We start from the raw sequence: 15,610 nt of genomic DNA on the forward strand, positions 1-15,610 counted from the left end.
TAGTCGGCTTATTCGCCGCGCGACGCGGCAGAGCGATTTAGATCCCGAACGACCCGAAGAGCAGGTTTCCTGGAGCATCAGGGTCGATTCCTCGATCGAACTCACCGGCGACACTCATCCGTTCCGCTCTGCTGATCATTCCACCGTGATCGGGCTCTCCGCGCAGGATTCGAACATTCTCCACGACCCGCTCGAAGTCTCCGGCGTCGATCTGGCCGTCGTCATCTACGTCGTACACCTGGGAGTGGCGGGTCAATTTCTTGATCTAGAGATCGCTCAGCATCGATTCACTCGGGTTGGGCTGCTGCGGGCCAGGACCATCCGGACCGCCTATAGAATCACTAGATATGTCCTAACCCAGCCGCGCCACTACTGCTGAGGACACCTCTTCAAGTTCGAGCAGGGCTTCGCGTACATCGAGTGCAACGTCCGCATCGACCGCGATGGCCGCCAGCGCGTCGCCTCCACGGGAGAGCCGTGACTGATGGTACTCTCCGATGTTGATCTCGTGGTTCCCAAGGAGGGTGCCGACCCGGCCAATGACTCCAGGCACATCGTGGTTCTTGAGCACGATGAGCGCTCCGCTTGGCACAATGTCCACGTGGTACTTCTCGATTCTCACGATGCGGGGGTGTCCCTCCCCGAGGAGGGCGCCCGCGACGCTGAAGTCTTGGCTCTCACCCTTGATGATGACTTCCACGAACTCGGTGTACGATTTGTGTCTCGCGAGCTGTGCCCTCGAAATCCCGATGCCCCGCTGACGGGCTAGGTGAGCAGCGCTCACGAAGTTCACCACATCCTGCCCGAGAACCCTCTCGAGCAATCCGACCAGGACATACGACGTGAGGGGCTGCACAGCCTCATCCGACTCCCCTCCGTAACGCACTTCGACTCCTGTAATCCCACCTGGCGCCAGAGCGCATGCAAGCCGACCCAGCTTGTGACCGAGCTCGAAGAGCGGCATAAGCGCCTTCAGCGCATCACCGCTGATGGCGGGTGCGTTGAGCGCCCGGGAGAGATCCCCTTCCGCCAACGCGGCCCTCACCGCTTGAGAGATTTCCACGGCCACGAGTTCCTGCGCTTCCGGTGTCGACGCGCCCAGGTGTGGGGTAAGCACAATGTTGGGCGCCTCCCGAAGGGGACTGCCCTCTTCAAGAGGCTCGTTCTCGTACACGTCCAAGGCCGCACCCGCGATCTGGCCGTCGTGAAGCGCCTGAGCGAGCGCCGCCTCGTCGACGACACCGCCGCGCGCCACGTTCACGATGAACACACCGTCTTTCATGCGTCCAAGCGTTTCCGTGGAGATCAGGCCACGGGTGTCGTCGGTGAGCGGGACGTGAAGGGAGATCACATCAGCCTTCTCGATGACATCGTCGAGCGATGCACGGCTTACGCCCAGACCGGAAGCACGCTCCGCGGTCAGGTACGGATCATGCGCCATGACCTTCATGCCAAAGGCTGCACATCGGCGGGCCACCTCACCGCCGATCCTTCCGGCGCCGATGAGGCCCAGTGTCCGCCCTCGGAGCTCGACCCCCTTGAAGCTCGACCGCTCCCACGCGCCGGTGCGCATCGACGCGTCAGCCGCGGAGACCTTTCGCACCATCGACAGGATCAAAGCCATCGTGAGTTCCGCCGCGGAGACGGTGTTGCCCGCCGGAGCGTTCACAACGGCTACGCCCCGCTCCGTGGCCGCCCCCAAGTCGATGTTGTCGACACCTACGCCGGCACGGCCAATGACTCGGAGGTGTTCCGCTTGTGCGAGCATTTCCCCGCCGACTTTGGTCGCACTCCGCACGACTAGGCCGTGCGCATCCTTCAGAGCTTCGGCGAAGGCCGGGTCAGACGAATCGTCGATCTTGATCACTTCGAAACGAGCGTCTGCCCGAAGCGGCTCGAGGCCAGTGTCAGACACCTTGTCTGTCACGACCACCTTGAAGGTCGGCGTCATAGGATCACCTCGGTCAATACTTCGAGAAGTTCGTTCAGTTCGTCGAGCGAATGGTCGCCCATGTGTCCGATTCGGATGGACGTCTCTTTCAGTTTCCCGTAGCCCCCACCAACCACCCAGCCCCGCTCTCGCATCCCCTTCACGATCGGGGGTCCGCTCAATCCCTCGCCCAGCTGAACCGCAGTGACCGTGGGAGAGCGACACCCTTCCGGGGCCATGACTGAGAGGGGCAGACCATTGGCCGCCATCTCAGCAACCCAAGCGTGTGTGCGCTCGGCCATGGAGGTGTGGCGGGCCCAGCGGCCCTCCATGGTTTCTTCCGCGAAGTGATCGAGCTGGACCTGAAGCGCATACATCGTGCTCAAGCCAGGCGTCGTAGGCGTTTGGAGCTTTTCGATGTTTTTCTGGAACTCGACCAAGTCGAAGTAGAAGCCTTTCCCAGTTACAGAAGCCGAACGCTCCATCATCGCCTCAGACGCGACACCGAACGACAGGCCGGGTGGAAGCGCGAGCGCCTTCTGTGACCCCGTCAGAACGAAGTCGAGCCCCCATGCGTCAGTGCGAAGCTCGGCCCCACCGCACCCTGTGACTGAATCGACCAGCAAAAGCGTGTCTGCATGCTGCTTCACAACGGTAGAGATGGCTGGAAGGTCGTTGAGCGCGCCGGTTGAGGTCTCCGAATGCACCACTGTGACCGCGTCGTAGTCACCACCTTCGAGGGCAGTCGCGACAGCGGAGGGATCGTGGGCTTCGCCCCACGGAACGGAGACCTCGTCTACTTCGAGTCCACACGCCACCGCGATCGAAGCGAAGCGCTGACTGAAGGCCCCATTCACGAGCGACAACACGCGGCTGGAAGCTCCATTCCGAACCGCAGCTTCCATAAGGCCAGACGCTGAAGAGCTAGAGATGAAGACGGGCCGGGCCGTAAAGAACGCCTGCTTGAGGCCTTCTTGGAGTGGCCCCATCACTTCCTGGATACCAGGCCCTCGGTGTCCGATCATCGCCTTAGTCTGGGCCGCGAGGACATCGGAGCGGACCTCCGTCGGACCAGGGAGGAAGAAGCGACCGAAGGGAGTCTCGCTACCGTCAGAAGCGGTCTGGCTCAAAGAATATGCTCCGCGCGTGGGGGGCATTCGTGTCAAGAATCGGCATAAGGAAGGTCCGAGGAAGCTAACGAGGAGGCCGATGTTTACCAGTTGTCAGCGCGCTCCTTTGTAGGATCGCTCGTGGCACCCGCATGTTCTCCGCAACCCACCCGAACTCCGCATGTCCGCCGTGCCCAATCCCCGAAATTGCCCCACGAAATCCACCGCAGATCTCTGTGGCAGGCCCTGGGGATTTACCTCGCGGCATCATGGGGTGCGCCCCAGGTCGTGGGTACCGTGGTCGAGACAGCTAACCTCCCGGAATGGCTCCCTGGAATGGCACTCGTCCTCTTGATCATCGGGTTGCCGGTGGCCCTCGGGACGGCGTTCGTCCAAGTCGGAACAGAGCCTGCTAGCACAACATTGGAGTCATCGGAGGAAAGCCCGGAGCCGGGCGACGGCGGAACGCCTTCGTGCGGTGGGGCATCGTGGCAACGCTGCTTCTGCTCCGAACCGGCGGCCTAGCGCCTGAAGCTGGAAGCCAAGAAGGCCTTCCGTCGATCGCTGTGATCCCGTGCAACAACCGGGCGAAAACGCCCTAACGCCAGGAGTCCTTCCAGCGGGTGTAACACACCGCCGTAACCCCTGCTTTGTCCAATACGTCGAGTCCTTCTGGATTCCGATAGGTCTCGCGGTAGAAGACGTAGGCCACATTGGCTTGGACCATCAGCTTCGCGCACATGATACAGGGACTCGCGGTGAGGAAGGCGACCTTGTCCCGTAACTCACCCGGCGCCTTAACCAGGGCGTTCATCTCAGAATGAATACAGCCGCACTTGCCGGCCTCGTCCGAATCGCACCGGTTGGGGAAACCCCGGACATTGCCGTTGTAGCCGATCGAGACGACGTGTTCCAGGTTCGCATCGGTCAGCACGGTACCCACCTGTAGCCGAGCACACGTAGACCGCTTCGCCAATTCCTCGGCCATGCGCATGTACACTTCAAAAAGCGGTGGTCTCTCAACGCGGTCGACACTAGCAACGGCATCGTCACCCACCTCCACAACGTTGAGTGGATGTTTGTTGCCTGGAACTCCATCCTTGTAAATCAGCGACATCGCCTCAGTCCTCTCTCAGTTGTTCTTCGATAGACTTCGTTCGCTCGGTCACCACGTCTCCCGTGTGTGTCGTCTCTACGGGCTCGATCAGCACGAGGCAGCACTCTTCTTGAGCGACAGGATTGTGCCGCATGCCCTTCGGTACGACAAACGCGTCACCGGCTCCGAGTTCGATAGGACCCTCGTCCATCTCGATGCGCAGTCGCCCCTTGAGGATGAGGAACATCTCATCTTCATGCTCATGGGCATGCCAGACGAATTCCCCTTGCACCTTCGCGACCTTCACGAAGGAGTCGTTTACACGCCCGACGACCTTGGGAGACCAGAGCGTCGTGAGGGCTTCGGCTTCGGCCAAGAGGTTGAACGACTTCATTCCCATCCCAATCCCTCCAAGAAGATCTTTGCCTGAAGGTACTCGACTGGGGCCCAAGCATCAGTCAGCGGTGGTCCAACAGAAGCGACCGGCGCCTCAACCCACTCGCCTCCGGGTAATGTCGAGCGCTGACTCGCCGCCACTATGATGAGGTTCTGCGTCACATGCAGACCGTATCCCGGGTTCGCGCGGTAAATGCGGACCTCCGGAAAGACCGACTCGAGCGTATAGGTGAATCGTTCAAGGAAGGCGGTTCCGGCCCCGCTGAGCGGCGACAACACATTCGCCATGAAGAGGCCCTCAGCTCCGAGCCGTTCGGACATCGCACGCAGAGCTTCCTCGGTCACCATCGTCCACGGAACCGTGAGCAGATGGTCGAACACATCGAGGTAGGCAAGATCATACCTGGTGTCACTTGACCGCATGAACACTCGTGCGTCGTCGTGAATGACTCGGATGGTCGGGTAGTCGACCTGGCGGAACGCAAAATACTCCTCCGCCAACTCTGTCACCGCCGGGTCGATCTCGACCACGTCGATTCGCATACCCGGATGTGCGCGCTCGAGCGCGACGGGAAGCGACAGCGCAGCCCCGCCCAAGACCAGCGCCGACTCCACTCGATTCATCACCGGCTGGAGAATCTGAAGGCTGGCCAGAGCATAGGAGTGCGCCGGAGCCCCGGACTCGACGTACTCAGCAGACGAGGACCCGCCATTTTGCCACAACTCGCGTACGGCACCGCCCCCATCACCCCAGTTCCGCTCTGTAACCGCGACCGACGAATACAGGGTCTGCTTCTTCAGTAACGTGTCCACAGGAAGTTGGGAAACAGCGGCGGCCAACGTCCCCACGCCGAGCGCCGTCAACACCAAAAATTGGGTTGGAACACGCTTTCCGAGCACGGCCCCAGCAAGGCCAGCCAGAAAGAGAATCAGCACAGCAGTCAGGCCCATGAGGACCGGTAGCGGGAACATGGGCAGGAGAACAAAGCCGGTCATGAAGGATCCCAGGATCGACCCTGCTGTGGCCGCCGCACTCACGTCGCCAGCCCGTCGTCCTACCTTGCCCAGGTCATGCGTGTCGGCCTGCACCAGATAGGGCACTACGGCCCCGAGGCACAAAACCGACGGTGCAAAGAGGAACAAGGCGCTCACCACCGCGCCGGGAATGAAACCGAGGACACCTCGAGCCATCCAGGGAAAGCTCGCTCCGACGATGGGGAGCGCGGCAGTGACCGCGGCGACCATGAGCACCGCCGCCAATGGCACCTTCCCGGCATCCGCCAACCGCCCACCTAGATGACTTCCGAAGGCGAGGGCGGTGAGGATCACTCCAATTACCGCAGTCCAAGGTACCGCCGACAAACCAAACACCGGGGCGATCAGTCGAGCGCCAGCAATTTCGATGGTGAGGACAGCGAAGCCAGACGCGAATGCGAGCACGAAGATCCCCGCGCGATTGACGGGTACACGTGTCGCGTCGGACTTGAGCTCGTGCGAGTCGTCCGGCGTGTTTTCAGTTTCGGTCGGGTGGGTATCGATCGAGTCAGACATACATCGTAGAAGAACGCGAAAAGCCCGGACCGAACGATCCGGACCCCGCAAAGTCTGCCGTGTGTTGCCGCAGAGCAATCGTGCTACGCAACTCGATTCAAGAGACCGAGCAATTCCTGAAGTGTGCTCCGTCCACGATCCTTCACGTACCAACGCCGAACGTGCTTATAACGCTCCGGCGTTGGCATGGAGAGTCCTTCATCCATGAGCCACGCCTGGATCTCCCCCGGCCGGGGGCCCCACCACCCGATCTCGTTGAAGTCGTCGTCGTAGATGATCACGACTGGAATCGAGCGAGCACGTCCGTTCGTCAGGTGTGAGTCCATCAGGTCATCGTTGTCGTCTCGCGACATGACTCTCAAGTCCCATCCCGATTCATCGGCGAGACGCGCGATCACAGGAAGTGTGTTCACCGCGTCACCGCACCAGTCCTCCGACAGCGCGACCAGATACCAATCTCCGGGAATGGTCCGGGCTTCCGCGACCAAGTCGTCCGGTAGTCGGACACGATCGTACACGCCGCGCCAGAGATCCTTGTTCTTCTCGACGACCTCGAGATAACGCTCGAAGGTCGGAGCCATCTGAAATCTCTGATCGTCCACTGCGACTCCATCAATGAAAGCGCCCGGCCAGCGATCCCGCGGAGCGAAGCAGAAATATGACCTTCTCCGTACCAAATCCGAACGGGTGCTGGAAGTCATTGCCAAGGGCGGCATACCAGCGATCCCGCGGCGTTGATGTGGGTGTGCTTCGGGCGCGAGCCCGGCTTGCTAGGGTCCCCAGCCAGCACCGAGCCACGCGACCCAACCGCACCGCGGTGCACGGGCGGCTCGCGCCGAACCAGCTACCGGATCACTCGCGTCCCCAGAGCCACCGGTGCCATCACCTTATAGATCGGCACAAAGGGAGGCCTGGCAGCCTGCGCCTGCCCGCCGCCGCGTCCACCCCTGCCCCGACCAGCGGGAGTCGCTTCCCTCGGAATCCATCCGTCCATCGTATTCCAGTACACGACGTTGTCCTCGGTCTCGACCTCGAGCATGTGCGCAACCAAGCGGCCCAGGTACTGCGCGGTGGGAACGACATACGTGCCGGCGGGGAACGTCTCTTGGATCGTCAGGACCTCACCCACTTCGACCTTGGTAGCCGCCGCATGATTGTAGGCCCGTTCGTGGGTGACCCCGGCGACGGTGTACGCCTGGACCTCCAGGGACGTCGTCTGGCTCAGTTGCTCGACCGTGATTCCGTGTCGTCGCAACATCGCGACCGCATCTTTCGCTTCACGAGGGAGTAGGTAGGCCCATGGACGCTCGCGGGTCGCCAGCACGACGGGCTTCTTCATGATCTGGGCGCCGGTGACCTGCTGAATCTCTACCGGATCACCCGGAGGGATACCGCGCCCGCCATTAGGCACGAGCTCGTAGTCGACCGTGTAATCTTCCGGCCCGTACTCCATCGCTACGGTGATATCACCGCGTGGCTCAGCGCCCATCGCGATCGTCTCGGCCCGCGCGGCATCAATGACAGAGGTGAGGCGATCCCCATGTTCAGCCGCATACTCGACAACGGCCAAATAACCGAGATACCCGGCGCGGGCCCCGACCTCGAGGAGCTGACTCGGCGCCTCGAACAAGATCCCGACCGAATTCACGAAGCCGCCGTAGTTGCGTCCGATGCGCGCCTGTGATCCACCAACACGCCACTGGTACTCATCACCGCCGGTGTAGTAGAAGGACTTGTAGCCCTCCGCCTCCAACTTGGCATCGATCGCTGGGAAGATCTCCTGGTCGCAGAGGAGAGAGATTTCCGGTGCTGGATCCGCATGACTGGGACACTGGTAGTTCAAGTTGTACGGCCGCGAACCACCGTTGTGGCCATCAACGAACATGTGCGGACGCCATGCGCCGATCACATTCGCGATGTAGTTGGCGATCGAGGGCTGTTCGAGCTTCACGTAGTCGCGGTTCATGTCGATGCCCCACGAATTGCCACGAGAACCGAACTCAGACGCCTCGAATCCATCCGGATTGATCTGCGGCGCAATCACGATCGTCACCTCGTCGAGGAGGTCGTTGGCTGCGGTGCCCGGCGTGGCCAAGTCGCGCATCAGAACCAGCAAGCCCTCTCTGAAGGTCCGCTCGCCGCCGTGGACGTTCGCCGCCAGGACGACGATCGGCCGGCCGAGCGCCCATGCTTCCCAGGGCTCACTCACCAGCGGACGACTGTAGACGGCGTAGGCTAACTCTCTACCCTGCCGAGTCTCGCCATACGTCCCCAGGCGCATTTCGGTAGACGCCGCTCGAAGCGACTCTAAGTAGTCCCACATCTCTAGATGCCGAGTGTGCGCCGTGAACCCATTCAACTCCGCGGCAGTGCGTGGATACCCCTCCTCAGCCGGGGACCACGCCACCTGAGCTTGGGCGGCGGGAGCCAGCACTGCTGCGACGACCGCGGCAGCTAGGAACGAGCGAGCAGATCGATGGAGGCCACGGGCCGTGTTCACGTTCATTGGACACCCTCAGAATGAGTCAGTGCCGCGATCGTAGGGCCCCGGTCCGGGTGTTGCAACCGACCTGGAACCAGGCTGAGCAGCCAATGGTTTGCGCTTCACGGAGCGGGTCACGGTTCACATTCGAAATGGGTGCACAGAATGAGGTCGATCGGGCGGAGAGTGGCAGTAGCAGTCTTGGTCGCAGCCTACGGATGCGGGGGTGACACCGGACCAGTCGCCCCAATCGACGAGGCCGTGGATGAGTGATCACGGCTCAGACGCACCGGTCCATGCGCGTCGTTCGGGTCACGAACGGGACGGCGACCGATGTCGCGACATTCACGGCCCCCGACGGAACATTCTTCGGCCAGCAGACCAAAGTCGGAATCGATGCACAGGGAGGCGTTCACCTCGTTTGGTGGCAGAGCGGCGAGTCCTCCGGCACCGTGTGCCACGGGGTGTCCGGCTCACTCATTACGCCAGCTGGCTCACCTTCTTGGCCGCCTTCTTACGCATGTTCGGATCGAGCACGCGCTTCCGAAGACGGATGCTGTCCGGCGTAACCTCGATGAGCTCGTCGTCCTCGATGAACTCGAGCGCTAACTCCAGCGTAAGCTGACGTGGCGGCTCGAGCTTGATGTTCTCATCGGATGACGTGGTGCGCATGTTCGTGAGCTTCTTCTCTTTGCTCACGTTGACGTCCATGTCGTCCGAACGTGCGTTCTCACCGACAATCATACCGCCGTAGCAGTCGACACCCGGCGGGACGAACATCGTTGCGCGATCCTGAAGGTTGAACAGCGCGAAGCCGACCGACTTACCCAAACGGTCCGCGACGAGCACGCCTCGTGAGCGACCCTTTAGCGGGCCAGCCCAACCGCCCCACGCGTGGAACTGGTGGTGCAGAATGCCTTCGCCGCGGGTGTCCGTCATGAACTCAGAGCGATACCCGAAGAGTCCGCGAGCCGGGATCCGGAAACGGAGGCGCGTCGTGCCGGAATCACCCATGGGGCGCATCTCGGTCATCTCACCCTTCCGACCACCAAGCTTTTCGATCACGGTGCCGACCAAATCTGCCGGCACTTCGACCACGGCCTCCTCATACGGCTCCTGCAGTTCACCACTCTCGTGCTTTCTCGTGATGACGCGCGGACGCGACACCTGGAACTCGAAGCCCTCGCGGCGCATCGTCTCCATGAGAATCGTAAGGTGGAGTTCACCACGGCCGCTGACCGTAAATGTGTCCGGCTGATCGGTATTCTCGACCCGAAGCGAGACGTTGCGCTCCAGCTCCTTAACGAGACGCTCACGGACCTGCCGCGTCGTCACGAACTTTCCGGACTGTCCAGCAAACGGAGAGTTGTTCACGGTAAAATCGACCGACAGCGTCGGCTCCTCCACCGCGATGCCCATCATGCGGTCCCGGTGCTCCGGATCGGTGACGGTTTTGCCGATCTCGACCCCGTCGAGTCCCGCCAGGGCAACGATGTCCCCCGCCTTCGCCTCCTCGACCTCGATCCTATCCAGACCACTGAAGGTGTAGAGCTTCGAAACACGGGCTTCTTCTGCCTGGGAGCCGTCCACGACCATGCCGTGTTCCCCGAGCGCGAGAAGCGCCACGCGCTCTCCCACCTGCACAGTGCCTCGCTCGATGCGCCCAATGGCGATCCGGCCGACATAAGACGAGTAGTCGAGCGTCGACACGAGCATCTGGAACGGCCCGTTCTGGTCCACCTGGGGAGCCGGGAAGTACTCGACGATCTTGTCGAAAAGTGGCTTGAGGTCTCCCCCGGTCGCCTCCGGGCTTTCAGATGCCCAGCCGTCACGGCCTACCGCATACAGGAACGGAGCGTCGAGCTGCTCGTCGGTCGCCTCGAGATCCATGAAGAGCTCGAGTACCTCGTCGTGCACTTCGTGCGGCCGCGAATCGTGACGATCGACCTTGTTGATCACCACCATGGGCAGGATGCCGAGATCCAGAGCCTTACGCGTCACGAAGCGGGTTTGCGGCATCGGACCCTCCGCAGCATCCACGAGAAGAACGACGCCGTCCACCATGCGGAGGATGCGTTCGACCTCACCACCGAAGTCGGCGTGTCCCGGTGTGTCGACGATGTTGATCTTCACGTCGTTCCACTGCACAGCTGTATTCTTGGCGAGGATGGTGATCCCGCGCTCACGCTCGAGCGGGTTGGAGTCCATCACGCGCTCTTGGACGGCCTGGTTCTCACGGAAGACCCCTGCCTGACCGAACATCTGGTCAACGAGAGTGGTCTTTCCGTGATCGACGTGTGCGATGATCGCGATATTGCGGATTGGCATAGTTATGACCTACAGGCACCACTATGTGGACGGCGCGTATCGTTCGGGTGTATAGCCTTTAAAGCTAATGGGAATTCCCACTGTGTGAGATTCTTGGAGCGTCCGACGCCTCCCCACCGGAGCACGACAAAACGAACGCGCAACATCCAGGGCCCAGATCGTTTATACGTTGAACACCTCACCTTAACCCAGATCATGATCCAACTTCTCCTCCGGACCTCCGGCCTTACACTGCTCGTCCTTCTCGCGGCAGCGATGCCCGCTTGGAGTCAGGACGCCCATCCTCCGGTGTGCTCGGAAGGCATCATCCAGCGTATATCGATCGACAACCAGTCGATCTATCCCACGACCCAAGACCAACCTCGCCTGCTCCGGTGGGTCTTCAGAACTGCCAATCTACTCCACATCGAGACGACGAAATCGTTCATCCGACGAGAGCTGGTGTTCGAGGAAGGCGACTGTTTCGACCCCTTCCTCTTGTCGGAGTCACAACGCCTCCTGGACCAATACCCCTTCCTCGGGGAAGCTCGCGTTACCGCAACCGACTCAATCGGGGTCGGCAAAATCGTCCACGTCGTCACGCGAGATGAATGGTCGACTCAAATCGACCTCGGCTTCTCCTATGACGACGGGCTGAACATCGAACGATTTCAGGCCACCGAGGAGAACTTTCTCGGGAACGGCATAAGCGCCGAGGTGACACACCGAGAGCGGCGGGAGGTTCGTGATCAGAACGTCCGGCTCTTCACCCCCCGTTTCTTCGGGCGGACAGACGCCGAGGCACGAGTGGGTCGCAGCCGAGGAGGGTCATCCTTCTTCCAACAGATCAACGCGGGCTTCGTTGGGGAGACCAATCGATTTTCCGGCTCGGAAACCATCGATCGGGACACTCGCTTTTTCAGCTTCACGACGGGTGGGGCCGAAGCCGTTTCTCATGTTCTGGTCCCGATGAGGCGGAACAACTTCGAACTCGCCGCTGCGACTCGACTAGGAGATCCGGGCAAATCTTGGATCCTGGGGCTAAGCCTGGATCGAACGATCATTGAGCAGATTGGAGCGCCCGAACTGGTCTTGAATGAAGATTTCGGTGGGGCGACGACTGGCGAGGCCAGCCTTTCGGACGATGTCATGCGCCAAGTCGGTGGGCGCGGAGCAACGCGCCTCGCGCTCCATGTGGGCACCCGTCGCTATCGCTACCAGGAATACGTGGGGCTCGACGCCGTACGGGAGCGAGAAGTGGTTCCCCTCGGGTTCCTTGGCGGACTCACTATTGGTCGCTCCCTAGGAATCTTCGTTCCCGACGGAGTCCCTGATGCAGACGACACATATGCCAGGTGGCACTCCACGCTGACCGTACCTGTCCGCCAATCCATCATCAGGTTCTCGACTACCTGGGAGGCTGGATACTCGAAGGGCGACTGGCGAGACCTTCTCGGCGAGATCGACCTCGCACTGTGGGCGAGAGCTGATTGGCTGCGCAATCAGACGATCTTTTTTAAGGCGTCCATGGGAGGGGGCTGGCGAACTACCATGCCGTTTCAGCTGTCACTCGGTGGCCGGGAGGGAGTTCGATCTCTACGGGACGACGAGCACCCTGGAGGTACCCGCCTTCTCTTGGTGCTGGAGGATCGCATCCAATTCGGCTGGCCTTCCTGGAGGACGCTCGGCTTGGGAGCGACGTTGTTCGCTGACGCGGGCCAGGTCTGGAAAGGAGATGCTCCGTACGGTGCGGACACCGACTGGGTCGGAAGCGTCGGCTTTGGGCTGAGGATCGCACTCCCCGCCGAGTCCCGGACCATTTGGCGGCCGGAGATCGTCTTTCCGGTCGGACATGATGGCTCGCCGATCTTCCGAGTGACGTTCGAGGTGAATCGAATCCGATTCTTGGGCGGAACCTCCCGAATGGCCGATGCCCGGCGTTTCCGGAGAGGGATCGAGGCGTACTAGAACTACACCCAGTGGCCTTGCCGGACAGAGTCCGGGCACAAAACTTTCGAGTTCACCTCGACCAACGGAGTTTTTTCTCGTGCTCAGCACTATCCGATCACTCGCAGTCTGCTCAGTCTGCGTAGCGTCCGCCACAGCCCTCTCCGCCCAGACCGCGTCCCAGCAATACACGGACGAGGCCCGCCAGCTCGCCGCCGCACCCGTGATCGGGGCAGCCATGGGACTGGTCGAGGCGCTTGACGCCTGGTCGATAGAACGACTCATCGAGCTGACCGAAATCCCGGCACCGCCGTTCATGGAGGAAGTTCGTGGTCGACGTTATGCCGAGTTGCTGAGTGAGTTCGGAGCCGACTCAGTGTGGACCGACGAGGTCGGCAATGTGATCGGTCTCCGGAAGGGACGAACGGGCACGCGCACTATCGGATTCGGCGGACACCTCGACACAGTCTTTCCGGAGGGCACCGACGTCACGGTCCGGCAACGGGGCGACACTCTCTATGCTCCCGGCATCGGAGACGATACACGCGGGCTCGTGGTGGTCCTCACGGTATTGCGGGCGATGGAAGACGCAGGAATCGAGACGAACGAGGACGTCATCTTCGTCGGGGTCGTAGGAGAAGAAGGCCTCGGCGACCTCCGAGGCATGAAACACATCTTTCGGGACGGCGCGGACGCCCCAGACGTGTGGATTGATGTAGACGGGGGTGGCCTGGCCCGGCTCGTAACGATGGGTCTCGGCTCAGTCCGATATCGCGCCACGTTCTTGGGCCCAGGGGGGCATTCTTGGGGCGCGTTCGGGCTCGCCAATCCAGCCCACGCGATGAGTCGCGCGGTACGCCATTTTCAGAACGCCGCCGACACACTCACGCGGAGCGGGCCCCGCACTAGCTACAACGTCGGACGGATGGGCGGCGGCACCTCCGTAAATTCGATCCCATTCGAGACGTGGATGGAAGTCGACATGCGCTCCGTCAGCCCGGAGAGTCTCGCCGTTATCGAACGCGCGTTTCTCACGGCAATGGAGCGTGGCCTGGCCGAAGAAAACGAACTTCGGCGTGACGGACCGGCTCTGACCTTGGACCCCGCCAAGATCGGGGATCGCCCGAGTGGAGAAGGAGACCCGTCGGCTGCGTTGGTCCAACGAGCGCTGGCCACAACGGCGCTCTTTGGAGTGCAGGGTGAGCTGTCCCGTTCATCGACAGACTCGAACATCCCCATCTCCTTGGGCATCCCGGCGATCACGATCGGCAGGGGTGGCATCGGCGGCGCAGGTCACGCACCGGAAGAGTACTGGATCAATCGCGACGGACACCTCGCGATCCAACGTGCCCTCATGCTGGTCGTGGCAGAAGCGGGCCTGGCAGGCCCCATCTCCTAGGACCAAGTGGACGCGGTCTCGAGTTGGACGCTAGCGAAGGCCGTCGCGAAGAAGGGGCAACTCGGCGTGGTGTCCAGCACGTCCCTCGACGCGACCCTGGTTCGGCACCCGTGTGCCGGCGACCAGGGGGGCACCTCCGCCGAGGGGCGGCGCGGCGCAATGATCGTCTACGAGAAAGGACGGCGCCGCTATTTCTCACTACGTCGTCCCCCGAGAAGGTGCCCGGGCGCGGGCGCCATCCCTGTCCGAGGCCCTCAGGGGACCGAGTTGCCCGTCGTGACCTGGGGCCGCGATGGCGTCGAACAGGCCTTGGTCGGGGCGCTCAGAGCGGACCAACTTCTGCTCCTTGCTGAAGCAGGCTAGTCGCCCAACACGTACCCGAAGATCAACGGCGCAACGATGGAGGCATCTGAGTTGATGTCGAACTTGGGCGTGGACGGATCGAGTTTTCCCCAGGTGATCTTCTCATTCGCCGGGGCGCCGGAGTACCCACCGTACGATGGCTGTGCGTCCGTGATCTGACAGAAATACCCCCAGAACGGGACTTCGCGCTGCAGGTCCTGAATGATGCAAGGCACAACGCAGATCGCGAAGTCACCGGCGATGCCTCCTCCAATTTGGAAGAAGCCGACCGACGGGTGCGCCCCGCCTCCATGATGCTGCTCATACCATTCGATCAAGGCCTGAAACTGCTCCGTGCCCGACTTCACACACGTATGGTTCGCCACATTCCCCGCCATCACGTTCGCCGTGAAGATGTTACCCGTCGTGGAGTCCTCCCAGCCGGGGGCGAACACAGGAATGTCCATCTCCTTGGCAGCCAACATCCAAGAGTGTGCAGGATCCCCCTGGTAGTGCTCTGACAACGTCGGGTCATCCAGGACTTCGAAAAGAAATTCGGCAGGTGTCTTTCGATCGCCGGCGGAGGCGGCGCGCTGCCAACAATCGACGAGCCGTCCTTCGATGTTGCGCATGACCGTCTCGGGAATGCACGTGTCGGTGACTCGGTTCATGCCCCGATCGTACAAAGCCTGTTCGTCCCCCTCTGAGAGACTTCTCCACGACGGGACGATCTCGTACTCCTGTGCGGCTACGAGATTGAAGACGTCCTCTTCGAGATTCGCGCCGGTGCAGGAAATCGCGTGCACTTTTCCAGCTCGAATCATGCGACTGAGGATGATGCCGAGCTCCGCCGTCGACATGGCACCCGCAAGGGTCACCATCATCTTCCCGCCGGCATCGACGTGCTCCTCATAGGCCTTCGCGGCCTCCACCAATTCGCGCGCATTGAAGTGGCGGTAGTGCTTTTCAAGAAAGCGTCTTATGTCGCTCAACTGGTGATTCCTCGCTCGGGGATGACTGTCGCAATCCTAGCAACGCATTTTTCCTGGCG

General features: G+C 61.5%; 13 protein-coding genes. 3 read left to right on the forward strand and 10 right to left on the reverse strand.

Features of this window, described 5'->3' with window-relative positions:
* Window positions 1-37: 37 nt before the first annotated feature.
* The 9 genes from P8L30_04815 to typA all read right to left on the reverse strand — a co-directional run bounded on the left by P8L30_04815 (window position 38) and on the right by typA (window position 10,892).
* Window positions 38-256: a hypothetical protein gene (locus P8L30_04815; GenBank protein MDG2239500.1), complete on the reverse strand. Its 219-nt coding sequence runs from the start codon at window positions 254-256 to the stop codon at window positions 38-40.
* A 96-nt stretch (window positions 257-352) separates the two neighbouring features.
* Window positions 353-1,951, reverse strand: a complete 1,599-nt coding sequence (gene serA / locus P8L30_04820; protein MDG2239501.1) for a phosphoglycerate dehydrogenase — start codon at window positions 1,949-1,951, stop codon at window positions 353-355.
* Window positions 1,948-3,060 carry an alanine--glyoxylate aminotransferase family protein gene (locus P8L30_04825; protein ID MDG2239502.1) on the reverse strand — a complete coding sequence of 371 codons (1,113 nt, stop codon included), beginning with the start codon at window positions 3,058-3,060 and terminating at the stop codon, window positions 1,948-1,950. The genes serA and P8L30_04825 overlap by 4 nt, the downstream gene beginning before the upstream one ends.
* Before the next feature lie 577 nt (window positions 3,061-3,637).
* Window positions 3,638-4,156, reverse strand: a complete 519-nt coding sequence (locus P8L30_04830; protein ID MDG2239503.1) for a deaminase — start codon at window positions 4,154-4,156, stop codon at window positions 3,638-3,640.
* A 4-nt stretch (window positions 4,157-4,160) separates the two neighbouring features.
* The gene (locus tag P8L30_04835; GenBank protein ID MDG2239504.1) at window positions 4,161-4,535 is read right to left on the reverse strand and encodes a cupin domain-containing protein; all 375 of its coding nucleotides are present in this window, start codon (window positions 4,533-4,535) and stop codon (window positions 4,161-4,163) included.
* Window positions 4,526-6,082 (reverse strand): fused MFS/spermidine synthase, encoded by a 1,557-nt coding sequence (locus tag P8L30_04840; protein MDG2239505.1) that lies wholly within the window; start codon window positions 6,080-6,082, stop codon window positions 4,526-4,528. The genes P8L30_04835 and P8L30_04840 overlap by 10 nt, the downstream gene beginning before the upstream one ends.
* Window positions 6,083-6,165: 83 nt before the next feature.
* Window positions 6,166-6,684, reverse strand: coding sequence for a thioredoxin family protein (locus tag P8L30_04845; GenBank protein ID MDG2239506.1), 519 nt, complete (start codon window positions 6,682-6,684; stop codon window positions 6,166-6,168).
* A gap of 242 nt (window positions 6,685-6,926) precedes the next feature.
* The gene (locus P8L30_04850; protein ID MDG2239507.1) at window positions 6,927-8,588 is read right to left on the reverse strand and encodes a M14 family zinc carboxypeptidase; all 1,662 of its coding nucleotides are present in this window, start codon (window positions 8,586-8,588) and stop codon (window positions 6,927-6,929) included.
* A gap of 456 nt (window positions 8,589-9,044) precedes the next feature.
* Complete coding sequence (typA, locus tag P8L30_04855) at window positions 9,045-10,892, reverse strand: translational GTPase TypA (protein MDG2239508.1); 1,848 nt, start codon at window positions 10,890-10,892, stop codon at window positions 9,045-9,047.
* Between the two features lie 195 nt (window positions 10,893-11,087).
* Between typA and P8L30_04860 the strand changes: the two genes are divergently transcribed.
* From P8L30_04860 to P8L30_04870, 3 genes are all read left to right on the forward strand, one after another.
* Window positions 11,088-12,839: a hypothetical protein gene (locus P8L30_04860; protein ID MDG2239509.1), complete on the forward strand. Its 1,752-nt coding sequence runs from the start codon at window positions 11,088-11,090 to the stop codon at window positions 12,837-12,839.
* Window positions 12,840-12,918: 79 nt separating this feature from the next.
* A complete protein-coding gene (locus tag P8L30_04865; protein ID MDG2239510.1) occupies window positions 12,919-14,217 on the forward strand; it encodes a M20/M25/M40 family metallo-hydrolase in 1,299 nt (432 codons plus the stop codon).
* A 6-nt stretch (window positions 14,218-14,223) separates the two neighbouring features.
* Window positions 14,224-14,580, forward strand: coding sequence for a hypothetical protein (locus P8L30_04870; GenBank protein ID MDG2239511.1), 357 nt, complete (start codon window positions 14,224-14,226; stop codon window positions 14,578-14,580).
* Here P8L30_04870 and P8L30_04875 read toward each other — a convergent pair.
* Window positions 14,577-15,551 carry a deoxyhypusine synthase family protein gene (locus P8L30_04875; protein ID MDG2239512.1) on the reverse strand — a complete coding sequence of 325 codons (975 nt, stop codon included), beginning with the start codon at window positions 15,549-15,551 and terminating at the stop codon, window positions 14,577-14,579. The genes P8L30_04870 and P8L30_04875 overlap by 4 nt on opposite strands.
* Window positions 15,552-15,610: the final 59 nt, after the last annotated feature.

Source organism: Longimicrobiales bacterium, from assembly GCA_029245345.1.
Classification (GTDB): domain Bacteria; phylum Gemmatimonadota; class Gemmatimonadetes; order Longimicrobiales; family Gaopeijiaceae; genus CALFPJ01.